General features: G+C 47.0%; 21 protein-coding genes. 7 read left to right on the top strand and 14 right to left on the bottom strand.

Translation table 11 applies throughout. The annotated features are described in order from the left end of the window. Positions 1-60: 60 nt before the first annotated feature. Positions 61-966 (top strand): AEC family transporter, encoded by a 906-nt coding sequence (locus BBA02S_RS15160; RefSeq protein ID WP_041095801.1) that lies wholly within the window; start codon positions 61-63, stop codon positions 964-966. A gap of 404 nt (positions 967-1,370) precedes the next feature. On the opposite strand, the gene BBA02S_RS15155 is transcribed toward BBA02S_RS15160, so the two are convergent. The 5 genes from BBA02S_RS15155 to BBA02S_RS15135 all read right to left on the bottom strand — a co-directional run bounded on the left by BBA02S_RS15155 (position 1,371) and on the right by BBA02S_RS15135 (position 8,446). Beyond that, positions 1,371-2,999 carry an amidohydrolase gene (locus BBA02S_RS15155; protein WP_041113828.1) on the bottom strand — a complete coding sequence of 543 codons (1,629 nt, stop codon included), beginning with the start codon at positions 2,997-2,999 and terminating at the stop codon, positions 1,371-1,373. 27 nt (positions 3,000-3,026) lie between these two features. Further along, positions 3,027-4,361: an APC family permease gene (locus tag BBA02S_RS15150; protein WP_041095530.1), complete on the bottom strand. Its 1,335-nt coding sequence runs from the start codon at positions 4,359-4,361 to the stop codon at positions 3,027-3,029. Between the two features lie 217 nt (positions 4,362-4,578). Continuing rightward, positions 4,579-5,454 (bottom strand): carbon-nitrogen hydrolase, encoded by an 876-nt coding sequence (locus BBA02S_RS15145; protein ID WP_231557184.1) that lies wholly within the window; start codon positions 5,452-5,454, stop codon positions 4,579-4,581. A gap of 306 nt (positions 5,455-5,760) precedes the next feature. Then, entirely contained in the window at positions 5,761-6,672 is a 912-nt protein-coding gene (locus BBA02S_RS15140) for an SGNH/GDSL hydrolase family protein (RefSeq protein ID WP_052475008.1), read from the bottom strand. 28 nt (positions 6,673-6,700) lie between these two features. Beyond that, on the bottom strand, positions 6,701-8,446 hold the full coding sequence (locus BBA02S_RS15135) for a sensor domain-containing protein (RefSeq protein WP_052477322.1): 1,746 nt from the start codon (positions 8,444-8,446) through the stop codon (positions 6,701-6,703). 176 nt (positions 8,447-8,622) lie between these two features. Here BBA02S_RS15135 and BBA02S_RS15130 point away from each other — a divergent pair, with 176 nt between their 5' ends. Beyond that, on the top strand, positions 8,623-9,096 hold the full coding sequence (locus BBA02S_RS15130) for a hypothetical protein (RefSeq protein ID WP_041095532.1): 474 nt from the start codon (positions 8,623-8,625) through the stop codon (positions 9,094-9,096). Between the two features lie 54 nt (positions 9,097-9,150). Here the strand turns inward: BBA02S_RS15130 and dat are convergent, their stop codons facing one another. Further along, the gene (dat, locus tag BBA02S_RS15125) at positions 9,151-9,993 is read right to left on the bottom strand and encodes a D-amino-acid transaminase (RefSeq protein WP_306305189.1); all 843 of its coding nucleotides are present in this window, start codon (positions 9,991-9,993) and stop codon (positions 9,151-9,153) included. Positions 9,994-10,234: 241 nt separating this feature from the next. Here dat and BBA02S_RS15120 point away from each other — a divergent pair, with 241 nt between their 5' ends. Both BBA02S_RS15120 and BBA02S_RS15115 read left to right on the top strand, forming a co-directional pair. Continuing rightward, positions 10,235-11,245: an NADP-dependent oxidoreductase gene (locus tag BBA02S_RS15120; RefSeq protein WP_041113830.1), complete on the top strand. Its 1,011-nt coding sequence runs from the start codon at positions 10,235-10,237 to the stop codon at positions 11,243-11,245. A 177-nt stretch (positions 11,246-11,422) separates the two neighbouring features. Next, the gene (locus BBA02S_RS15115) at positions 11,423-11,896 is read left to right on the top strand and encodes a GyrI-like domain-containing protein (protein WP_041095535.1); all 474 of its coding nucleotides are present in this window, start codon (positions 11,423-11,425) and stop codon (positions 11,894-11,896) included. Positions 11,897-11,939: 43 nt separating this feature from the next. Here the strand turns inward: BBA02S_RS15115 and BBA02S_RS15110 are convergent, their stop codons facing one another. After that, positions 11,940-12,755, bottom strand: coding sequence for a ZIP family metal transporter (locus BBA02S_RS15110; protein WP_041095536.1), 816 nt, complete (start codon positions 12,753-12,755; stop codon positions 11,940-11,942). Positions 12,756-12,973: 218 nt separating this feature from the next. Between BBA02S_RS15110 and BBA02S_RS15105 the strand changes: the two genes are divergently transcribed. Both BBA02S_RS15105 and BBA02S_RS15100 read left to right on the top strand, forming a co-directional pair. Beyond that, positions 12,974-13,732 carry an AAA family ATPase gene (locus BBA02S_RS15105; RefSeq protein ID WP_174521407.1) on the top strand — a complete coding sequence of 253 codons (759 nt, stop codon included), beginning with the start codon at positions 12,974-12,976 and terminating at the stop codon, positions 13,730-13,732. 168 nt (positions 13,733-13,900) lie between these two features. Beyond that, entirely contained in the window at positions 13,901-14,173 is a 273-nt protein-coding gene (locus tag BBA02S_RS15100) for a hypothetical protein (protein ID WP_156136546.1), read from the top strand. On the opposite strand, the gene rbsB is transcribed toward BBA02S_RS15100, so the two are convergent. Genes rbsB through BBA02S_RS15070 form a run of 6 tightly spaced genes read right to left on the bottom strand, consistent with a single transcriptional unit; the run spans position 14,153 to position 19,784 of the window. Then, positions 14,153-15,067, bottom strand: coding sequence for a ribose ABC transporter substrate-binding protein RbsB (gene rbsB / locus BBA02S_RS15095; protein ID WP_041095538.1), 915 nt, complete (start codon positions 15,065-15,067; stop codon positions 14,153-14,155). The two genes, BBA02S_RS15100 and rbsB, sit on opposite strands and share 21 nt — an antisense overlap. 12 nt (positions 15,068-15,079) lie before the next feature. Then, positions 15,080-16,030 (bottom strand): ribose ABC transporter permease RbsC, encoded by a 951-nt coding sequence (rbsC, locus tag BBA02S_RS15090; protein ID WP_041095539.1) that lies wholly within the window; start codon positions 16,028-16,030, stop codon positions 15,080-15,082. Between the two features lies 1 nt (position 16,031). Continuing rightward, positions 16,032-17,513, bottom strand: coding sequence for a sugar ABC transporter ATP-binding protein (locus tag BBA02S_RS15085; protein ID WP_041113831.1), 1,482 nt, complete (start codon positions 17,511-17,513; stop codon positions 16,032-16,034). A 15-nt stretch (positions 17,514-17,528) separates the two neighbouring features. Beyond that, the gene (rbsD, locus tag BBA02S_RS15080; protein WP_041113832.1) at positions 17,529-17,924 is read right to left on the bottom strand and encodes a D-ribose pyranase; all 396 of its coding nucleotides are present in this window, start codon (positions 17,922-17,924) and stop codon (positions 17,529-17,531) included. Beyond that, positions 17,921-18,802, bottom strand: coding sequence for a ribokinase (gene rbsK, locus BBA02S_RS15075; protein ID WP_041113833.1), 882 nt, complete (start codon positions 18,800-18,802; stop codon positions 17,921-17,923). The genes rbsD and rbsK overlap by 4 nt, the downstream gene beginning before the upstream one ends. Beyond that, on the bottom strand, positions 18,795-19,784 hold the full coding sequence (locus BBA02S_RS15070) for a LacI family DNA-binding transcriptional regulator (protein WP_041113834.1): 990 nt from the start codon (positions 19,782-19,784) through the stop codon (positions 18,795-18,797). The genes rbsK and BBA02S_RS15070 overlap by 8 nt, the downstream gene beginning before the upstream one ends. Before the next feature lie 222 nt (positions 19,785-20,006). Between BBA02S_RS15070 and BBA02S_RS15065 the strand changes: the two genes are divergently transcribed. After that, positions 20,007-20,882: a cation diffusion facilitator family transporter gene (locus BBA02S_RS15065; protein WP_041095544.1), complete on the top strand. Its 876-nt coding sequence runs from the start codon at positions 20,007-20,009 to the stop codon at positions 20,880-20,882. A 111-nt stretch (positions 20,883-20,993) separates the two neighbouring features. Here the strand turns inward: BBA02S_RS15065 and BBA02S_RS15060 are convergent, their stop codons facing one another. Next, the gene (locus BBA02S_RS15060; RefSeq protein WP_082028033.1) at positions 20,994-22,070 is read right to left on the bottom strand and encodes a toxic anion resistance protein; all 1,077 of its coding nucleotides are present in this window, start codon (positions 22,068-22,070) and stop codon (positions 20,994-20,996) included. Between the last annotated feature and the right edge of the window lie 3 nt (positions 22,071-22,073).

The following is a 22,073-nucleotide window of genomic DNA, read 5'->3' as shown; positions in this document are numbered from 1 at the left end:
AAACCATTGATTTTTGTTACGATGACAAGAAGGATAGTTGTCCAGATGGAGGGAATGTTTGTGGAATTGCTGATGATTGTGTTGCCCGCCTTCATGATTTTTTTTGCCGGCTTTCTCGGCCAAAAAATCATCGGCTTTGATATTCGGTCGATCTCTAAAGTTGCGCTTTATATTATGTCTCCATTTCTAGCTTTTCGGACTTTCTATACCAACAAACTGACTGTGGAGTACCTATATATTATTGCATTTTGCCTTATTCTCTGTACGGTTCTTGTCGCGGTCATCCTTTATATCAGTTATTTGATGGAAGCGACCAAGCCGCAAATGTCCGCCATGGTTCTTGGCGGAGCATTTATGAACAGCGGGAATTACGGTGCGCCGGTTGTGCTGTTCGCCTTTGGGGCCGCCGGTTTTGATTATGCGGTTATTATGATGGTGTTTCAATCGCTGCTCATGAATACAGTGGGACTCTTTTTCGCTTCCTTGGGCGGAGAAGATGAATCCTCTCTTAAACAATCTCTAAAAAGTGTCGTTCGCATGCCCGTCATTCACGGCGCACTGGCAGGCGTCATGCTCCAGTTGCTGGCTATCCATATCCCTCAAGCCTTTATGGAGGCTATCGGCCTCGTTGCCGACGCATCGATTCCAACTGTTATGCTCGTCCTTGGAATGCAGCTAGCTGTTATTTCAAGAACGCAGGTTGCCTATCGCTTTGTTTCTGCGGTCACTTTCATTCGAATGGCGGTCTCTCCGATTCTTGCCGTCATCATCGTTTCTTTCATGCCGATGAACCAGCTGCTGAAAGACGTCCTGATCCTTCAGGCAGCGATGCCGGCCGCTGCCAATACGACTATGTTTGCCATTCAATTTGGCACGGAACCCGATCTTGTTTCCTTTACTACACTCGTCACTACGCTGCTGAGCATCCTAACGATCCCTGCCGTGCTTTTTTATCTAGGCATTTAATATAAAAGGTAGCCGTATAATGATTACCTGTTTGAAAATAAATCGATCAAATGCTTGAGGGGACTAAAAAACTGTCGATGCAGGCGATGCTTACTTTCACTGCCATGAATCTCAAGAGAATGGCCAACTAGACTTGGCAAGGTCCCAAAATGGTCTAAATAACGGACTCGGAGCGATCTATCCTGCTCTCAAACGGCTTTAAAACCAATAAAAAATCAAAAAGAGGTTCGGAATGAAATATTCCGAACCTCCTGCTCTTTCAAACAAGCATTGTTATAACGCTTCCTTAACCTTATGCACCCTGTGAAACGGAAATCTGCAGTCCCTCATCCGCAGCATGAGTCCTTGTCTGCTAATAAATGAGCTGTCAGTTCTCTCACAAGGGAGGCCTACACCGTCTCCGCTTATTTCAAAGCAACAGCAGGCGTTTTCTCCCAAACGATTTCGCCGTCCATCAGCGTGACTTCCACTTCCGTTTTCAAGATTTCATCTGCAGGCACATCAAATAGGTTGCGGTCCAATACAACCAGGTCAGCCAGCTTTCCTTCTTCAATTGTACCGAGTTCATTTTCCCGAAACACGCTGTAAGCAGATCCGGCTGTATAAGCTTTGAGCGCTTCCGCTAGAGTAACCCGTTCTTGTTCGTTCCACGTGTCATTCAGCGTGAAGTCTTTTCTCGTTACGGCATGATAAATTTCGATCATCGGCTCAAGCGGAACAATCGGATAGTCGCTGCTGTAGGATACTTCTGCTCCCGACCTTAACAAAGTCGCGTTTGGATAAATGTACGCCTGCTTCTCTTCTCCTACACGCGTTGTATGGCTTTCTCTCGGCATTAACGCCATATGATACGGCTGAATCGATGGCATCACGCCCAGCGCTTTGAACCGGGGAACGTCCTCCGGCGCAATGACCTCAATATGCTCCAATGCGTGGCGGGCATCCCTCTGTCCGTTCACTTCCTGCGCTTTTTCGTATAAGTCCAGTCCAAGGCGGACAGCCCCGTCGCCGATTGTATGGAAGCGAATTTGGAAACCTTCCTTATCCGCTTCTACTACCCATCTCTCCAGCTGTTCTTTCGTATAAGCTGTTTCTCCTCTTGTTTCCGGCTTATCCAAATAAGGATCAAGCATGTAGGCGGTATAGCCTGTGACAACGCCATCGATAAATTGCTTTAATCCTGCCGTCCGGAGCTTATCTGACGCATATCTTTCCCGCAGCTTTTTCGCTTCCTCGATTTGGCCATTCAGCGGCGGATAAAGGTGAAAGCGGCAGGACAGCTCTCCTTTATCTTCAAATTCCTTGTAAACAGAGTAAGCCTCCAGCTTTTCGTGGGCTCGGCTCGCATATAAATCATTGACAGAGGTCACACCAAGCCTGGCTGCATGCTCCAGGAATTGGCTTACCATATCGCGCTGCTGCTCCTTTGGAAAGTCGTAGGCAAAGTCTGCTGCCAGCGCAATGGCCGTTTCAATCAAAATACCTGTCGGCTCGCCTTTTTCATCTTTGTAGATCACGCCGTACTCCGGGTTTGAGGTTTCACTTGTAATGCCGGCAATCTCAAGTGCTTTGGAGTTCACCCAGCCATAGTGCCCCTCTGCGTGCAGCAGCAGAACAGGACGGTCAGCCAACTCTTGGTCCAGCATATACCTATCCGGAAATTCTTTTTTCACCCATGTCGTATGATCCCAGCCAGTGCCGATCACCCACTGGTTTTCAGGCTTTCCATCAGCATACTCCCGAACCTTCACAGCTGCTTCCTCAGCTGATTTTGCCTCCGTTAAAGACACGCAGTAATGGCTGAATAAGCTCCCGAGCATAATATGTAAATGGGCATCATGGAAGCCCGGCATGACGAGCTTATCGCCTGCATCAATTACCTTTGTTTGCTCGCCTTCATACGCAGCTATCTTTTCTTTTGTGTCCACGGCCACGATCTTGTTGTCTTTGACCGCAACTGCCAAAGATTCCGGCTCGTCCTTCAAACCGGTAAATACCGCATTACTCTTTATAATTAAATCTGCTTTCATCATGTATCATTCTCCTTTGTTTTTTTAATACTAAGCTGATAAATCCATGACAGGAGGCTTTTGTCTAAATCCTTTCGTTAAAACGAGCATATACACAAAGCCGACAGCAAACCAAATGCCGCCTAATACTTTGGAATGGACATCCAGATTAACAAGCAGCCAGACATCAAGAAGGGCGCCAATAGACGGAATGATTAAATAAAGAATGGTTCCTTTCACAGAGCGCTGCTTTTTTCGGACATAGTAATAAGCAATAACGGCGATATTGACGCTCGTAAAGGCTAGAAAGGCGCCAAAATTAATAAACGAAGCAACAAGCGACAAGCTTAAAAATAACGCCAGCAGCGAAATAGCGCTGATTAGCAGGATGTTGTTCACAGGGGTGTTATATTTTGGATGCAATGAGCCAAAAAACTGGCTAGGAAGCTGGCCATCGCGTCCCATTGCATACAGCACGCGCGAGGCACTTGCCTGTGAAGACATGGCAGAACCAAATGCTGTCACAGCATAGACAGCCAGAAAAGCAGAAGAGAACGTTTTGCCGCCGACAAAGGTAATAATTTCATGAGCAGCCGAATCAGGATTAGCAAATGTGCTGTAATCCGGCCAAATATTTTGGGCAAAATACGACACCGTAATAAAGATCGCGCCCCCTACCAAGGTGATAATAAACACGGCACGCGGAATTGTTTTCTCTGGCTGAACAGTTTCTTCCGCAAAAGCTGTAGCTGAATCAAAACCGAGAAATGAAAAGCATAACAGCGCCGCGCCTGCAATGATAAAGGATGCCGGCTCCTCAGGGTTATAAAACGGCTTCAATGATAAAAGCGTACCTGTTCCTGCGCCGCCAAGAATTTCTTTAATGGATAGCCCAATGAAAAGAAGAATAAATGCAACAGCAAAAATGGTAATAAAGGCGTTCGCTTTGGTTGCCAGTTTGACGCCCTTCACATTAATCACGGTCACTACGATCAGCATCCCCAACACCCATACGTAGTTTGGCACCGCCGGAAACGCTGCTGAAAAGAAAATTCCGAATAGTAAATAATTTACCATAGGAATGAAGAGATAATCCATTAAAATGGCCCAGCCGACAAGAAAGCCGACATATGGATTAATCGCCTTTTGCGTGTAAGCATAGGCGGAGCCGGCAGATGGAATAGATTTTGACATTTGCCCATAGCTGTAAGCTGTAAACAGCATCACAATTAAAGCTACTAAATAAGCGCCCGGCACCATTCCGTGGGATAATTCTGCAGCAATTCCATACGTGCTAAAAACCGTGGCAAGAGCCATAAATGAAAAACCGAATAACACAACATGGATCAGCCGCAGCGACCTGTTCATTTCTTTTGCCTGTGACATAACAAACCCCCTTAACCCGTTTGGTTAATTATTGCAAATATTATGCCAATTATAAATTATTCAAAAAGACAGTCTATTCATCTGCTTTCGACAAAAAAATTATTCTGATCAGCATATTTTATTCCAATGTGCATAAAAACAGAATCTTGTTTTATCCATGCAGAGTTATGCATAAAAATAGCCGTTAAACATTCGTTTAACGGCTATGAAACTCCATTTATTCTTCTATTACACGCTTGAGCAATTCTCCATAGCTGTCAGGACGGCGGTCTCTATGAAACTGCAACACGTTGCGGGCATGCGTGACCTCTGAAAGATCAATTTCGGCCATAATAATTTCATTTTCTTTTGTTTCTGCTTCTTTAATAACAGTTCCCCACGGATTGCTGATAAAGCTGCGGCCATAAAATGTCATATGGCCTTCGTTGCTGTCCTCACGCCCTACCCGGTTCACTGCGGCAATAAACATATTATTATGAATGCCATGAGCCCGGATCGCATCCATCCATGTTTGCGATGTATCAAGCCCCGGATTATCCGGCTCTGAACCGATGGCTGAAGGATAAAATACGACGTCTGCCCCTTTTAGAGCAAGAATTCGGGACGGCTCCGGGAACCATTCATCCCAGCAAATTAACACGCCAATCGTTCCATACTTTGTTTTAAATACCGGATATCCAGTATCTCCTTCAGTGAAATAATACTTTTCAATATACTGGGGGCCTTCGGGAATATGGTGCTTGCGATACTTCCCTAAATATTCCCCCTCTTCATAGACAACGACCGTATTGAAATATAAGCCGTCACGGACATACTCATAAAGCGAAACAATAATAACGACACCAAGCTCTTCTGACAGGCTTTGCATCCGGTTGCAAATCGGTCCGGGAATTGGTTCAGCCCACTCATATTTATTCACATCGATTGTCTGCGGGAAATACTGCCCGGCAAAAAGTTCTTGTGTACAAATAATTTTGGCTCCCTGCTGGGCCGCTTCTGTAATCATTTTTTCAGCCGTCTGGATATTTTGTTCATGGCTCTCTCCACATTGATGCTGAATCAGCGCGATATTCATTTTTCCTTTTCCCATCATTCTCTCCCTTTCTGTATGTATAGCTTGTCTGTTTAGCAACAGGCCGGCATAGGACCAGTTAGTTCACAAATGCAAGTGCTATGCCAATAACAAACTGATGCAGGGGGATGATTGTTTAATTATCGTCTGTTCTTATGCAGCGCTGAATAGATTCAGCCTTTCTTCGGAACTTGGCCGGCAAGCTCCTTCCAGGAAAGATCCTTATCAATTAAAAACAGGCGGGGAAAAATGAATCATTTTTCCCCGCCTGTTTTTATTTTAGAGACTTATTAGACGGCCTTTCTTTTGTCGAAAGCTATGCTCCATTTACATATATGCGCTGACTTTACAGCGTTTTCCCTCTTGTAAAGCCGTTTTTTTCTGCGGCTTCCGCGGCTTTTCTTTCTTAGGTTTTTCCTCCCTTGCTTCATGGGAAGACTGGCTTTTTTGCAGCTTGGCAAAAGGCACAGGAGCCGGCAGCTGAGACAAGACGCTTGTCGGAATCATTGGACTGCCAGGCGCGTAGGCCTGAATAAAGCTGTTGGCCATTTCCAAGTAGCCGCCGGGTGCCGGATGCACGTCCGCCGGATTGGGAACCAGCGAATCGGCATTGTTGCCAAAACGATGAGCAACCGGCACAAAGTGAGCGCCGGTCCTTGCCGCCTCCTGCTCAATAATTTTATTTAACACAGCAAGCTGATCGGCGACAGAACGCTTCTGTTCTTCTTTTGCATGAGGATAAGGAAAATAATACCCCATGGCATAAATTTCTGCGTGCCGGTTCAATTGCCGAATTTCCTTAAATAGTTTGATGTAATTTTTACGCATCCCGTTAAGTGCGAAAGCGACAGGAATAGCCTCATAGCTTAGCATCCCGCGGACTGAATCATTTTGAATCAGCGGCAGCATATCATTCGCGCCGGCAGAAATCGTAATCAAATCCGCTTTTCGAATCAGTGCCTGTGCTTCCTTCTTGTCAAGCTGATCAATCACTTGACCGGTCGAGTAGCCAGGAAACGCCAGTTGTTTGGAGAAGCTTTGCAGCTGCCCTTTCTGCTGCAAAGCGAAAGCGATCAGGTCGGTATAGCTGGCGCCAATTTCCTTGTAAGGGGTTTGGCCGGCAGCCAGCGAGTCGCCGATAGCCACATAATGAATGCCAGCCGCCTCGGTGTTCAACGGCAGCAAAGAAGCTGCCATTAAAAAAACAGCTGCGATGCTTAAGAAAAGTTTTTTCCTCATCTAGGCCTGCCTCCCTCTTTTCCAAATGTTATCCGTTTAAATGTCTGCTTTTTAGATAATCTAAAAAAGCGCCCGCAGTCAGCGGCCGGCTGATGAAATAGCCTTGTGCAGCATCACAGCCCGCTTCTTCTAAAATCCCCAGCTGCTCTTCTGTTTCTACCCCTTCAGCTACAATCATAAGCCCCAAATTGTGGGCAAGGCTGATCATCGCTTTAGCGATTGCTTGATCAGCCCCTTCTTCTGCAATGTTTTGAATAAAGGATCGGTCGATTTTCAGCACATTCATCGGAAACTGCTTTAAATAGCTGAATGAAGAAAAGCCGGTTCCGAAATCATCAATCGAAATAGAGACCCCCAGCTGTTGCAGACGCAAAAGAATCACGGCCGCTTCCTTTGGCTTATCCATAATCGTACTCTCAGTTAACTCTAACTCAAGCGCCGACGGCTCTAAACCCGTCTCTTCTAAAACACGGGCCGTGAGCTCCGCAAAGTCTTGTTTCTGAAATTGCACCGCTGAAACGTTCACGCTTACTTTCAACTGCGTGTATCCCAGTTCGCGCCACTCTTTGCATTGGCGGCATGCTTCCCGCAGCACCCATTCTCCTAATGGAACGATCAATCCCGTTTCTTCAGCTAATTCAATAAATTCCCCTGGAGGGATTAAACTATTGCTTCTGTTCCAGCGAACCAATGCCTCCATGCCGTATATTTCTTTCGTATCTATATTTATTTTGGGCTGATAATACAGGATAAATTCTCCCTTTTCCAGCCCTTGTGAGAGTGAAATCTCCTTTTCCAGACGCCGTTCAGCCAACTCTTTCATGGACGCAGTAAAGAATTGATACCCGTTCTTTCCTTTACTTTTTAAAACATTAACCGCCAAACCGGCATGGATTAACAGAGAGTAGAGACTTTCCCCATCGTGCGGGTACATGCTAACACCAATACTGGCTGATATCGGCACTTTCCTGTCCAGCACAAGAAACGGCTGCTGGAATAGTTCCAGTACCTTTTCGCAAAGCGCTGAAATCTCGTTTGCACAGCTTGCCCGGGATGCGAGCAGAGCAAAGCGGTCGCCGCTGATCCGGGCGGTTAAAACATCCGCTGTCTCGAGCGTTCGCAACCGGCGGGCTGTTTCTTTCAGAAGCAAATCACCCGCTTCATAGCCAAGGCTGTCATTAATTTTCTTAAAAAAGTCGAGGTCAAAGACAAGCACGGCTGAACATTCTTCAGGGCCGGCCATTAAATAACTGCTGCCATAATGCTCCATGTAACGGCGATTCGGCAAGCCCGTAAGCGGGTCATAATAGGCCAGCTTCTGCAGCTTCTCTTCTGCTTCAACCCGCTCGCTGATATCTAATGAAAAGCCGAGCAAATACTCTTCTCCTGCCGCATGATCTTCAATAATGGTCGTGCCTGTAAGCATGGGAGTAGGCTTTCCGTTAAAATCCACGACGGCTTCCTTTATCCCCATTCGCTTGGATTCCCACGTCTTAAGGTCATGCTGGCGGATTTTCTCGGCGACAGAGGGGGAGAAAAAGTCAAATACAGTTTTGCCAATCAGCTCATGGAGTTCTTTTCCGTTTGTTTCGCAGGCCAGCTTATTGGCAAAAAGCGTTCGCCCCTGCCTGTCTTCTAAAAAAATATGGATGGGCAAAGCATCCAATATACTGATATTCAATGGAGACATAGCACTGACTAAACCGGCAAACGCTGCTTTTTTGGAAATGGCATTCAGTTTTTCTTCAGTGCTGTTCTGGCTCGATACATTCATGAGCGTTTCTCCCTCTATGAAAAATAGGTAGCTTTTTGTCGAAATGTTACATTTTTCTTTCATTTTACCAGAGAAAAGCTGAAAAGTAATTACTAAAGTCCCTGAATTTATGAAAGCCCCCGGGATGGGTTATGCTATAATGAAAACTTATTCTATCTTTAAACTTTGGAGGCATTATGCTGAACTTTAATGAAAAATTGGCGGTCATCGAATCTTTTCCTCAGCTAAAAAGGAACGACGTATCGCTCGGAAGAATCAACTTTCAATTTCCCGATAGTGTTACTGAGAAAAAGAACATCGTTTACCACCTGCATCCTAATGGAAACGGTTTTGTTTATGCCGGGGAATTAGCCGGCTATCAGAAAGATAAAAAAGGCATGGTAAACATCCGGGAATTTTCCGCTGAAGACCTGCGCCAAATCATTGATGAATCGATTCAATCGCTTTCTCCCAAAACGATCGCAGAAGAAGCCATTGCTGGAGAAGCTTACGAAGAAACTTGGATCAACAGAGACAATCAGACACTCCTGCTTGTTGAAGAGGAAGATATGTGGAATGTGTATGCCGGATTAAATTTAGACGGTACTTTTAACTCCTATGGAGAAGCAATTCAATACTTAGACGAAGAAGGCTTTCACCGCCTGTCTTAATAAAGAAGCCGGCTTTCCCTGCCTCATAAAGAGACCGGGAAAGCTGGTTTTGTGTTACATCGCTTTTATTTTTTGCTGGAAGCATTCATACAGACGTCTGGTCACAGGTCCCGGCTGCCCGTCGCCAATCTGGCGGCCATCAGCAGCCGTAACAGCAAGGACCTCTGATGTCGTGCTTGTCAGAAACACTTCATCGGCTTCAAGGAGCTCTTCTGGTCTGAAAGCCCGTTCTATGAAAGGAATCCCCTGCTCTCCAGTGATTTCCTTGACAGCTAAGCGGGTGATCCCGGCTAAAATATACCTGGATAACGGCCTTGTTTGCACTTTGCCTTCTTTAACAATAAATACATTCGTGCTTGACCCTTCCGTAATCATTCCATCCCGCACAAGTACGGACTCAAAGCAGCCTTGTTCAAAAGCTTCCTGCTTCGCCAGGACATTTGGCAATAAATTTAAGGATTTAATATAACAATTTTGCCAGCGCTCGTCCGGAAGCAGCACAATGTGAACTCCTTCACTGCGCACCTGATGGGACAGCTCGCGGGCCGGTTTCACGGTTATGGAGAGGGAAGCCGGGCATTTAGGAAATAAATGGTTTCTAGGCGCAACGCCTCTCGTAACCTGCACATAAAGGTCCGCGTCTGCCAACCCGCTTTTCCCTGCCAGCTCAAGCATGAGCGCCTCCAGTTCCTCCTGCTCTTTGCCAATCTCCAGTTTAATCGCTTTGGCGCTCATAAATAGGCGATCAAGGTGCTCCTTCAACATGAATGGCTTTCCTTGATAGAAACGAATCACCTCATACACTCCATCACCAAACTGGTGACCCCGTTCATCAATCGGAATAACAGGGTCGTCGATTCCGATAATATTTCCATTAAAATATGCCAATGACATCATCGGCACCTCCTTTTTTTCCAAAGAAAAGCACTCCCTTGAATACAATTTATGCCTCTAAAAGACATCCATTCATTGGGAATTTTCACTTTCCATTATACATAAAAAATAACCGCTCCTAGATGAAAAAAACCTAATACTTAAATGACTAGCGTTTCTTTCTTGGCGTTCGCCCTTTCAGAAAAAGTTTGCTTTGGCGGCAAACGGGTAGGATAAGGAAAAACAAAAAAGGAGAAATGAATGAATGAAAAATCGCGAAATTCTTTTAGTGAAACGGCCTGATGGCGCACCGACAAATGAACATTTTTCCATCAAGGAAGCGGCAATCCCCGAATTATCGGAGGGAAAAGTAATCACCCGCCTCCTCTATGTATCGGTAGACCCCTATATGCGCGGACGAATGAACGAGGGCAAGTCTTATATCGAACCCTTCCAGCTGAATGAACCGATTGAAGGCGGCGCCATAGCGGAGGTCATCCAATCGCAAGCAGACGGCTTCCAAGAAGGCGACATCGTCACTGGCTCTCTTCCATGGAGAGAATACACCTCTGTCAACGCCGACTCGTTAAGAAAAATAGATCCAGCTCTCGGCCCGATCACCACTTCTCTGCATATTCTTGGCATGACCGGACTGACCGCTTACTTCGGTCTAATGGACATTGGGCAGCCGCAGGAAGGCGAAACAGTCGTCGTTTCTGGAGCAGCCGGGGCTGTCGGCTCTACAGTGGTTCAACTTGCAACGATTGTCGGCGCCAGAGTCGTAGGCATTGCCGGTTCCGATGAAAAGGTCCAGCTGCTGCAGCAGCTTGGAGCAGATGCCGTGATTAACTACCGGACAGAAGACGTCAGCAAGGCGCTGGCGGAGGCGTGCCCGGACGGTGTAGATGTTTATTTCGATAATGTAGGCGGGGAGATTTCAGACGCTATTTACCCCCTGCTCAACAAATTTGCACGGATCGTCCAATGCGGCGCCATTTCTTCCTACAATAAGAAGAACGACCAAGGTCCCCGCATCCAGCAATATTTAATTAAATCAAGCGCATTAATCAAAGGATTCACGGTTGGCGATTACCGCGAGCGCTATCCAGAGGGCTTTCAGCACTTGTCGAAATGGCTGCAAGAAGGAAAGCTGACTTATGAAGAAACGATCACGGAAGGTTTTGAAAACATTCTGCAAGCCTTCTTTGATTTATTTACAGGTGAAAACGTCGGCAAACAGCTCGTGAAAATCAACGAGCCCTCCCATAAAGAATAAACGAGCAAGCCTCCCTGCTTTTCATGGACAGGCTCTGCCGCTAAAAAGAAGCCGGGATCAGCGCCGGCTTCTTTTTACACATTCTATTTTTTCAATTTTCTTTCTATTCCTACCTATCCGGCTTCGTTTTATTGTAAAATAGAAAAACAAGCAATTATTTTAAGCGGAGGTGTCCGAATGATCCCCAAAATTGTAGACATTGGAGAAATTAAAGTAATTGGCTTGCAAAAAACCTGCCAGGAAACAAATTTGGCAGCTGAGAAAGCAAATTTGCGGAAGCAATTCAGACAGTTTGCCATTGAGATTCCCAATCAAATAGACGGCGATGTCATGGAAATTTGCCTGCAGAAGCACGGCTGCCTGATCACGCACTGTATTGCCATAGAAGTCAACAGCGCTGATATTGTTCCATCGGGTATGATCAGCCTCTCTATCCCCCCGCAGCAGTACATTTACATGGAGCATCGCGGACATGCCCAAACCATTTGGCAGTCTGTCAATAAAATCAAGCAATGGGCGAAAAGCCATCACTGCCGGCTTGATCCCCGTCAATTTATGATTGATGTCCAGACCTCTGAAGAACCTCCTGTGCACGCACTGTATGTAAAACTTGCCGACAAAAAGCGGGAATCCGCCGAAATTGTGATTTAACTGTCCACCCCCACACGTTCAGTCAAGGTGCGGGGGAAGTAGATTAACCGAGAGCCACATCTAAAATCATCATGACCGTAAAACCTGCCATCAGGCCAAGGGTCGCTGAATCCTTGCTGCCGGCAGACTGGGATTGCGGAATCAGCTGCTCAACCACAACAAAGATCATCGCACCGGCTGCAAAGGCGAGGGCATAAGGCATCACCGGCTGAACAGCAAGCACGGCGGCTGCTCCGATAACAGCAGCGACCGGCTCGACAATGGCGGACAGCTGGCCATAATTAAATGCCCGCAGCCGGGACATGCCTTCCCCTCTTAGCGGCACGGAAAGAGCCGCTCCTTCCGGCATATTTTGGATGCCAATTCCAATGGCAAGCCCGAGAGCCCCGACTAGCGAAGCATCGCCAAGACCAATCGCGGCCGCCCCAAAAGCTACACCAATCGCAAGGCCTTCCGGAATATTATGAAGCGTAATGGCAAGGAAGAGCAGAGTAGTCTTTGACAGACCGGTTTTCGGTCCTTCCGCCTCATTTTCAGCTACTCCAGAATCAAGATGGGGAACAACGAAATCAAGCAGCCGGATAAAAAGACCGCCAAGCAAAAAGCCGATCGCAGGCGGCAGCCATGGAATCTGGCCGTTTTGTTCACTAAATTCTATGGAAGGCGCCAAGAGAGACCAAAAGGATGCAGCAATCATTACACCAGCCGCAAAGCCCAGCATCGTGTTCATGACGTTCTGATTGATCTGGCGAAAGAAAAAAACAATAGATGCGCCTAACGCAGTCAATCCCCATGTCATCAAACCGCCAATCAACGCTTGGACAGCCGGATTTAAAGTTGCAAACGAGTCCATTAACATACGAATCTTCCTTTCCGACAAGTCATGATGTTTCATTACTATGATGAAAATACGTTTATTATATAGCCTCATTTTGCCTGAGGCAAACTTTTGTTGTCAATTCCAAATTTCCATTCACTCACTTCGCAGCTGCCTGATGTATTTTATTATCAGCTCAATCAATCCGTGTCATGAATTTTTGTTAAACTGGTTAAAAACCAGGATAGCGGAGGAAACCAATGATCAATCATTACAGCAGCCCCTTCATTAAACAAGTGAGATTTAAGAAAGAAGTTATTCCCTCCTTCGATACGTACCCGTTTCACTTTCCGTTCATCCGGGCGGAAGCCATTGACCTTCATCCGAAGATTACTTACATTATCGGCGAAAACGGAATGGGCAAGTCTACTTTGCTGGAAGCCATCGCCCTTGCTGCCGGCTTCAATCCAGAAGGAGGTACGTTCCATTTTAACTTTTCTACTTATCAGTCTCATTCTGAACTTGAACATTATATAAAGCTTATTAAGGGAACGAGAAGGCCTAAGGACGGTTTCTTTCTAAGAGCGGAAACCTTTTACAACGTAGCAACAAACATTGAAGAGCTGGATAAAGAGCCTGGCATGGGACCCCGGATTATTGATGGCTTCGGCGGAAAGCCCTTGCATGAGCAATCACACGGCGAATCGTTTTTCGCTGCCTTCAATCATCGATTTAGAGGAAACGGCCTTTATATTCTCGATGAGCCCGAGGCTGCTCTTTCCCCTTTAAGGCAGCTTTCCATTCTCTCAAGAATGCACGATTTACTAGCGGAGAACTCTCAATTTATTATCGCTACCCATTCGCCGCTCTTAATGGCCTACCCGGATGCTACCATATGGGAGCTGACTGAAGAAGGGTTGCGTGAGAAGCCGCTTGAAGAAACCGGCCATTATAAAATTATGAAACAATTTTTTGAGGATAAGGAAAGACTGCTTCACCATTTGCTGTCAGGCAAGTAGGGGTGTTTTTGCCTGGCGCAGCTGTCTTATATACATGCTTTAACACTTGCACTTACGGAATAGACTGATAAAGGAAGGTCAATATGGAGCAAACAAGGAGGGCTAAAATGGAGTGTCGCTCTTATTCTTTTACTATTCGCCTGTATGATAGGAACCGTATTTTCATGGATGCATCAGCGAAAATGGAAACTGTTGCGGACGGTGCACGGACAGGAGAGCTATTATGCGATCATCGGAAAATTGAAAAACAAGGGGGTTTTGTACAAAACCAAAATTCCGGTTCACTTTGGCGGCAGAGGCTTTGACGATACTGCCCAATATGATATTTATATAAAAAAAGAAGAGGAATACGCAACCGTTGAAGCTTTACGCGAACCTCTGACAGGAAAAAACCGGCAGAGATTCTCTGCCGGTTTGCCCTTACTCCGTTACCAGCTTTAAAGGCGCTGGAATAGCTTTCTCCACTTTCTTGCCTTTCATGGTATCGGCGGCTGCCTGAACGGCGAGCTGGCCAATAAGCTCCGGCTGCTGGGCAACAGTGGCTGCCATCTGACCGGCTTTCACGGACTTAATAGCATCATCGTTGCCGTCAAAGCCGATGACGAGAATGTCTTTGCCGGAGCTTGCGATCGCTTCAATGGCTCCGAGCGCCATTTCGTCATTATGGGCAAAGACCGCTTGAATATCAGGATGGCCTTGCAAAATGTTCTCCATCACGTTCAATCCTTTTGTCCGGTCGAAATCGGCCGATTGCTTTGCAACCACTTCCAGCTTTTTATCAGCTGTCAAATGAAAGCCTTTGCCGCGCTCACGTGTCGCAGAAGCTCCTGGCACGCCTTCCAGCTCCGCCACCTTCGCTCCTTCTCCGAGCTTCTCAACGATAAAGTCGCCGGCCATTTGGCCGCCCTTCACGTTATCTGAAGCAACGAGTGTCACTACGTCTCCCTTTTCAGCCGAGCGGTCCAATGTAATGACGGGGATGCCGATCGCATTAGCAGATTGGACGGCTGTTGAAATGGCTGATGAGTCAGTCGGGTTAATGAGCAGCACATCGACTCCTTGCTGAATTAAATCCTCGACATCGTTAATTTGCTTCGCCGAATCGTTTTGTGCATCTACAACGATTGTTTCCATTTGGTTCTTTTTCGCTTCTTTCACAACCCCGTCTTTTAAGGAAACAAAGAATGGATTATTCAATGTAGAGACGGATAAACCAATTTTTATATCCTCCAGCTTGTCCTTTTTTGCCGGTTTAGCCCATTGCGGCGGTTCGAGTGAACAGCCGCCGAGCATGAACAGCGCCAATGACAATAGGATTATCGATAATTTTTTCAAGCCAATCCCCTCCTAGGCTGCCTTTTTACGGTCAATTAATACAGCGATCACGATAACAATTCCTTTAACAACCATTTGGAAGAAGGAAGAGACACCGAGCAGGTTCAGACCGTTGTTCAGTGTGCCAATAATCAACGCGCCAATAAGTGTGCCAATGATGAGCCCGCGGCCGCCCGACAAGCTTGTTCCCCCAAGGACAACAGCCGCAATAGCATCGAGCTCATAGGAAGTCCCCGCTGTCGGCTGTGCAGAATTAAGCCGTGATGTCAGGATGGCTCCAGCTAAAGCAGCGAGCAGACCGGCCAATGAATAAATCATGACCTTCACTCTGGACACCTTAATGCCTGAAATCCACGCGGCTTTTTCATTGCCGCCAATGGCATACGTTTGGCGGCCAAACGGTGTTTTATGCAAAATTATCCATAGGACAACAAAAGCAAGCATCATCGTCACAGCCGGCACGGGAATGCCAAGAAAATAGCCGCGGCCGAACAGCTGAAACAAATAACTGTCCCCAAGACCGGTAATCGGGTTTCCATCTGTATAGACGAGCGTTAAGCCGCGATACACGGTCATCGTTGCCAACGTGGCAATAAATGGCGCCATTTTCCCTTTTGTAATTAATAAACCGTTGATCGCTCCCATGATCGCCCCCAGCAAGCAGCCAATTAAAATAGCCAGCATCGGATCGATCCCTGAAACGATCATCCCGGCCATTAAAGCACTCGACAGCGCCAAAATGGAGCCGACCGATAAGTCAATGCCGCCCGTTAAAATAACAAACGTCATCCCATAGGCAATCAGTGCATTAATCGCCACTTGCCGCAGCAAGTTCAAAATATTTAAAGGAGCTAAAAAGCTTGGATTTAAAATAGAGACAATTAAAATTAATATGACTAATCCAAGCAAAGGCCCAAGCTTTTGAGTCACATCGTTGAATGATTTTACTCCCGTCTTGTTCATTTTACTGCCCTCCTGCAGCGAACGTCATAATTCTTTCCTGCGTCGCTTCTTCTTTCGTTAACTCTCCGCTGATTGTTCCTTCGTGAAAAACGAGAATGCGGTCGCTCATGCCCAATATTTCCGGCAGCTCGGAAGATACCATAATGATGGCAACTCCGCGGTCGGTCAGCTCATTCATCAGCGTATAAATTTCACGCTTGGCGCCGACATCGACACCTCTTGTCGGCTCATCCAAAATCAGCACTTTCGGCCCGATGCCGATCCATTTAGCGAGCACGACCTTTTGCTGGTTCCCGCCTGACAAGTTTTTCGCGCTTGTTTCCGCTGACTCGGCTTTAATCGTTAGCCGTTTAATCAGCAGCTCGACGAATTCCCGCTCATTCTTCTGGTCGATCATTCCTTTCGGAGCAAAGCTTTTCACGCTTGGCAAAGCAATGTTCTCTCGGATTGAGAAATCAAGAATCAGCCCTTCTTCCTTCCGATCCTCAGTAATAAAGCCGATCCCTTTGCCGACTGCGTCACTCGGTGAATGAACCGTTGTTTTTTGCCCATTTAGATAGAGTTCACCGCTGTCGATCCGATCCAATCCGAAAATGGCTCTCATCACTTCTGTTCGTCCGGCTCCCATTAAACCGGAAACACCAACGATTTCGCCTGCTTTTACTGAGAAGTTTACATCCTTGAAGACTCCCTTTTTCGTAAAGTCCTTGACTTCGAGCACAGTTTCCCCCAGAGATGGCTTTCTTGATGGGAAGCGGTCCTCCAGCTCGCGGCCAACCATTTTTTTAACGACTTCATTGAAGTTCGTTTCTTTAATTTTCTTCGTATCAACGGTTTTACCGTCGCGCATAACTGTAATGCGGTCGCAAATGGTAAAAATCTCTTCCATGCGGTGGGAGATATAGACGATAGACACGCCTTGCTTGCTTAGCGAGCGAATGACGTCGAATAACTTGGAAATTTCTCTCTCCGTTAAAGCAGCGGTCGGCTCATCCATGATAATGACCTCGGCATTTGTCATCAGCGCCTTGGCGATCTCGATCATTTGCTGCTGGCCGACTGAGCAAAGACCTGCTTCTTTCTCAAGCGGAATAGCCACATCCAGCTTCTTAAACTGCTCCCGTGCCAGCTCTTTCATTTCTTTCGTTCTTAGCAAGCCAAACGCATTTCTCTGTTCGCGGCCAATAAAAAGGTTTTCCAGCACTGTCATGGCCGGCCAAATATTCAGCTCTTGGTGAATAAAAGCGATGCCGCCTTCTTCCGCTTCTTTTGGATTGGCAAAGGACCGCTTTTGGCCATTGATTGTAACTGTGCCTTCATCCTGTGTATGCAGACCCGTCAGTATATTCATCAAAGTGGACTTGCCTGCCCCATTCTCTCCCATGAGTGCATGAACTTCTCCAGGCAGCAGTTCAAAGTTGACTCCGCTCAGCACCTGGTTTGCTCCAAATTTCTTGTGAATGTTCGTCATTTCAATTTGCATGTCATTCACCTCTTTCTAGAAGAATACGCCGGCGTGCAAAATGCAATTCGCATATGGAGAAGCTTCTCCGGTGCGAATGACGGCTTTTGCTTGCTTTGTTAATGCTTTGAATGCTTCGTGCGTCACCCATTCCATTTTCGTATCGGAAAACATGGTCTCCATATAATCAAATATCGGTTCATTCTGCGTCTGTACTTCCTCGGCTGCCGTTACTTTCTCAATCACCAAATCATCCGCCACAGCTGCCAATGTTTCTTTAAAGCCTGGCATGCCGACCGTTAACGCCAGATCAATCTTTGGCACATGATCCGGAATAGGCAGCCCGGCATCAGCTATTACAATGAAATCTGTGTGGCCAAGATCCGCCAGCACCTTGGCGATATGGCTATTTAAGATGCCGTGCTTCTTCATTTCAATGCATCCTCCACTTCTTTTCTTAACGGCATGCCGCCTTGCGCGCCAAACTTCATCACTGACAGGGAAGCGGCACGATTCGCAAAACGCAGGCTGTCCTCAACCGTTTTTCCCTCTGCCAAAGCAACGGCAAGCGCCGCATTAAACGTATCTCCAGCTCCCGTCGTATCAACAGCGGCAACTGGATAAGCGGGAATAAGCACTTCGTTTTCTCCATCGGAGTAGCGAACGCCCCGCTTTCCTTCTGTAATAAATAGCTTCTTAGGATATTTCTTTAACGCTTCCCCTTGGCTCATGCCAGTGAACAGCAAAGCGGCTTCATGCTCATTAGGTGTTATATAGGCTGCTTTTTCAACAATGTTCTCGCTAATTGGACGAGCCGGCGCCGGATTCAGCAGCAGCGGCACTCCAAGCTCATGGCAGAGGCCGGCTGTGTACTCGACCGTTTCTTCCGGAATTTCCTGCTGGATTAAGACCATATCCGCTTGGGCAATGACAGGCTTCGCCTTCTCTACATAAGCAGGCGTAACCGCATCATTCGCTCCTTTCACTACCACGATGCTGTTATCGCCTTCAGCTAGAATAATGTGGGCCGTTCCGCTTTCCATTTCGGTAACCGGTTCCACATAGTCCGTGCGGACCCCGTTCGTCTGAAAATTATCGATAATGGATTTTCCGTAATGATCGCCGCCGACACAGCCAATCATATACACCTCCGCCCCTAACCGGGCAGCGGCTACCGCCTGATTGGCTCCTTTGCCGCCGGGAACGGTCTTGAATGAATCTCCAAGTACCGTTTCCCCTGCTTCCGGCCGCTTTGCCGATGTAACGACTAAATCCATCGACGAGCTTCCAATAACTGCTATTTTAACCATCCGCCTTCACCTTCCTTGTTGTATTTCTTTCCACAAAGGACACCGGCAGCTGAATAATCTGCTCGGCAACTTCTTCTTTTTTTATTAGCTTCAGCAAAAGCTGGGCCGCCTGCTTTCCCATTTCATATACCGGCTGCTTGATCGTCGATAGCGAGGGAAAAAGCAGCCGGCTCATTGGGATGTCGTCAAAGCCGATGATCTGCACCTCTTCCGGGATCGCTTTGCCGATCCGCAAAGCTTCATGCAGCACAGCTGCCGCTGTCATGTCATTGCTTGCCAAAATACCGTCCGTCGCAGGATACTGGCGAAAAAGCTCTTTTGCCCGCTCCTCCGCTTCCTCATACGTTAAGGAAGCCATTTGGATCACCTGGAAATCGACGCTGGAGGCGGCAAGCACTTCCACTGCACCGAGAAAGCGGTCTTGCACAGGCGAGATGTGCCCCGGCCCCTTCAACACGGTAATATTGCGACTTCCGCGGCGCACCAGCTCGCGGGCAGCTATTTTGCCGCCCTCCCTGCCATCGGCGTATACGGTGTAACGCCCTTCATGTGTCCGGTCAAGAAAAACCGTCGGCACAGCTGGCTGCTCCTGATTGAACATGCCGGATGTCTGGGTAGCTGAAATAATGCCAACTACCTGATTCTGTAAAAAGGTTTCAATATAAGCTTGTTCCTTTTCGGGATTTTCGTCGCTATTGCCAAACAAAAGCCGAAAGTCTTGTTTTTGCAGCTCGTCTTCTACTCCTCTCGCCAGCTCCGGAAAAAACGGGTTCGTAATATCCGGAAGCAGCAGGCCGACCAGCTTTGACTGTCTTTTAAAAAGTGATCTTGCTACCTCGTTCGGGCTGTAATTTAATTTTTCTATCGCTTGCTGCACCTTTCTCAATGTATCCTCATGCACATAACCCTTGTTATTTAATACACGGGACACCGTTGCAACCGAAACGCCGGCCTCCGCGGCCACATCCCTTATTGTAACCATCGTCTTACCCTCTCTATGTGTAACCGTTTACACAAAGTGTATCATACTTTATCACCCGCTTCAATTTAAAAATATAGCCATTTTCTCTCTTTTTCACTGCTTTCAATACTATTAAATAGGCGCAGGAAAGTTCACCCGCTGCAATCCTCTTGCTCTAGACCCACTCAAATCCCGCCTGTTATGCTTAATAAAGAGACACAGCAAGTTTTCGGAGGCCTGAAAATGGATCATAACTACAATAACTTAAAACAAGGTGAGAAAGGTGCTTGGCTAAGCATCGGAGCCTATATTTTTCTTACCATCCTCAAGCTGGGCGTTGGATATGCCGGCCATTCCAAAGCTTTGCAAGCAGACGGATTAAATAACTCCACGGACGTCATCGCTTCCATCGCCATCTTAATCGGACTGAAAATTGCACGCAAGCCCCCCGACAAAGACCATCATTACGGACACTTTCGCGCAGAGACGATTGCCTCTTTAATTGCCGCTTTTATTATGATGAGTGTCGGCGTCCAAGTTCTTCTTGAGGCGGGACGGTCGTTCTTTATAGAAGAGAAAGCGACACCGGACATGCTGACAGCTTGGACCGCTGTTTTCAGCGCCGGCGTCATGTATGCCGTCTACCGCTATAACCGGCGCTTAGGGGAAAAAATTAAGAGCCAATCGATCATGGCAGCTGCTCAAGACAATCGCTCAGACGCCCTTGTCAGTATCGGAGCATTTATCGGGATTATCGGAACACAGTTTGGCTTGGATTGGCTGGACACTTTGACAGCATTTATCGTCGGGCTGTTAATTATGAAAACGGCATGGGAGATTTTTAAGCAGGCCACACATGCGTTAACGGACGGGTTTGACGAGGAGCTTGTCCAAGAAATAAGGGAAACGGTCTCGATCGTTCCCGGAGTCCAGCAAGTGCCGAGTGTAAAAGCCCGCCTGCATGGCAACTCGACACTCGTGGATGTAACAATTACAGTCGATCCGCGGCTGAATGTAATTGACAGCCACCTGATTACTGAGCAGATCGAGGACATCTTATTTAAAAAATACAATGTTCACTATGCGATTGTTCATATTGAGCCCGGCACTTCTTCCTAAATCCCGTCCATCATTCTTTTCCATGGAGGCGGCCGCCGAAAAAAGCGGGCCCCAAGAGTATGCACTCTTGGGCCCGCTTTTTCTCTTAAGTTCATCCTTTGCCGCTCTTGCCTATTTCCCGTAGTTTTTCATGCTCTCCTGCAGCTGGGCAATCCGTTTCATTCCATCTTCCCTGGCGCGTTTATTTTCCTCCTCAATTGCCATAGTTTCATCAAGCCCTTTGACAATTGTATTCCAGCTTTCCTCGATCGTTTCAATTTTGATGCTCGGTCCGCCGGCAAGGCGGGCAATTTCCGCGCTTTGATTAGCAATGTTTTGCGAATTGCGCAGCAGCATTTCATTTGTTCGTCTATCCAGTTCACTCATTGAATCAGCAACCAGCTTCTGGCGTTTGGCCGCTACCGCCTGGATAATGCCGTTTTTGAAAATAGGGATAGTCGTGATGAAGGCTGAATTGATTTTTCCAATCAGCTTCGTGTTTCCGCGCTGCAGCAGGCGAATTTGCGGTGCTGTCTGCAGGGCCACCATTCTGGCCATGTCTAAATCATACACCCGCTCTTCAAGAGCTTGAATCGCGTTATTGAGCGTGCTGAGCTCCATTTGCGCAAGCTGATCACCGCTGGCTGCCCGCTGTTCAAGCTCCGGTGCCTTTTGCTTCAGCTCTTCTGCCTTCATTTGGCCGGCAACCACATACTTTTCGAGCGACATATAGTATTGGTAGTTTTGTTCATACATTTGATCCATGTTATTCGTAGACCGGATCATTTCATCTTTATACTTAGAGATTTCAATATGAATCTTTTCAATTTCTTTGCCGAGTGTTTGGTACTTGCCAAAGATTTTTTCAATCATTTTTTCGCCGCGGTTGAACAGCTTGCCTAACAGCCCTTTTGGCTCCTCAAAATCATTTTTATCAAACTTGTCCATTGTTTTGCCGAGCTGCTTTAGAAGCGCCCCGGAATCCGTAACACTTGAGGATCGCATAGAAGCCAAAATCCGGTCGGAGAAGGCGGAAATCTGTTCGGCCGGCTCTTTGCCAAATTCAAGCAGTTCTGTTTGATTTCTTGTATCAATCGATCGGACCAGGTTTTGCACTTCCGGTTCATTCCGAAGCTGCAAACGCATCTCTTCGGCTTTATTCCCGTTTTCTGCTAGCACTTCCAGTTCATTTTTTGCGGTTTCCTGCATGAT

The sequence above is a fragment of the Bacillus badius NBRC 15713 genome, assembly GCF_001591605.1.
Lineage (GTDB): Bacteria > Bacillota > Bacilli > Bacillales > Domibacillaceae > Pseudobacillus > Pseudobacillus badius.
Note: the sequence above shows the minus strand (reverse complement) of the source record. Positions and strands in the feature narration are given on the sequence as shown.

Coding starts and splice junctions, on each gene's coding strand:
- BBA02S_RS15155 (WP_041113828.1), bottom strand. CDS start 2,999: ATGATGAAAGCAGATTTAATTATAAAGAGTAATGCGGTATTTACCGGT.
- BBA02S_RS15150 (WP_041095530.1), bottom strand. CDS start 4,361: ATGTCACAGGCAAAAGAAATGAACAGGTCGCTGCGGCTGATCCATGTT.
- BBA02S_RS15145 (WP_231557184.1), bottom strand. CDS start 5,454: ATGATGGGAAAAGGAAAAATGAATATCGCGCTGATTCAGCATCAATGT.
- BBA02S_RS15140 (WP_052475008.1), bottom strand. CDS start 6,672: ATGAGGAAAAAACTTTTCTTAAGCATCGCAGCTGTTTTTTTAATGGCA.
- BBA02S_RS15135 (WP_052477322.1), bottom strand. CDS start 8,446: ATGAATGTATCGAGCCAGAACAGCACTGAAGAAAAACTGAATGCCATT.
- BBA02S_RS15130 (WP_041095532.1), top strand. CDS start 8,623: ATGCTGAACTTTAATGAAAAATTGGCGGTCATCGAATCTTTTCCTCAG.
- dat (WP_306305189.1), bottom strand. CDS start 9,993: ATGATGTCATTGGCATATTTTAATGGAAATATTATCGGAATCGACGAC.
- BBA02S_RS15120 (WP_041113830.1), top strand. CDS start 10,235: ATGAAAAATCGCGAAATTCTTTTAGTGAAACGGCCTGATGGCGCACCG.
- BBA02S_RS15115 (WP_041095535.1), top strand. CDS start 11,423: ATGATCCCCAAAATTGTAGACATTGGAGAAATTAAAGTAATTGGCTTG.
- BBA02S_RS15110 (WP_041095536.1), bottom strand. CDS start 12,755: ATGTTAATGGACTCGTTTGCAACTTTAAATCCGGCTGTCCAAGCGTTG.
- BBA02S_RS15105 (WP_174521407.1), top strand. CDS start 12,974: ATGATCAATCATTACAGCAGCCCCTTCATTAAACAAGTGAGATTTAAG.
- BBA02S_RS15100 (WP_156136546.1), top strand. CDS start 13,901: ATGCATCAGCGAAAATGGAAACTGTTGCGGACGGTGCACGGACAGGAG.
- rbsC (WP_041095539.1), bottom strand. CDS start 16,030: ATGAACAAGACGGGAGTAAAATCATTCAACGATGTGACTCAAAAGCTT.
- BBA02S_RS15085 (WP_041113831.1), bottom strand. CDS start 17,513: ATGCAAATTGAAATGACGAACATTCACAAGAAATTTGGAGCAAACCAG.
- rbsD (WP_041113832.1), bottom strand. CDS start 17,924: ATGAAGAAGCACGGCATCTTAAATAGCCATATCGCCAAGGTGCTGGCG.
- rbsK (WP_041113833.1), bottom strand. CDS start 18,802: ATGGTTAAAATAGCAGTTATTGGAAGCTCGTCGATGGATTTAGTCGTT.
- BBA02S_RS15070 (WP_041113834.1), bottom strand. CDS start 19,784: ATGGTTACAATAAGGGATGTGGCCGCGGAGGCCGGCGTTTCGGTTGCA.
- BBA02S_RS15065 (WP_041095544.1), top strand. CDS start 20,007: ATGGATCATAACTACAATAACTTAAAACAAGGTGAGAAAGGTGCTTGG.
- BBA02S_RS15060 (WP_082028033.1), bottom strand. CDS start 22,070: ATGCAGGAAACCGCAAAAAATGAACTGGAAGTGCTAGCAGAAAACGGG.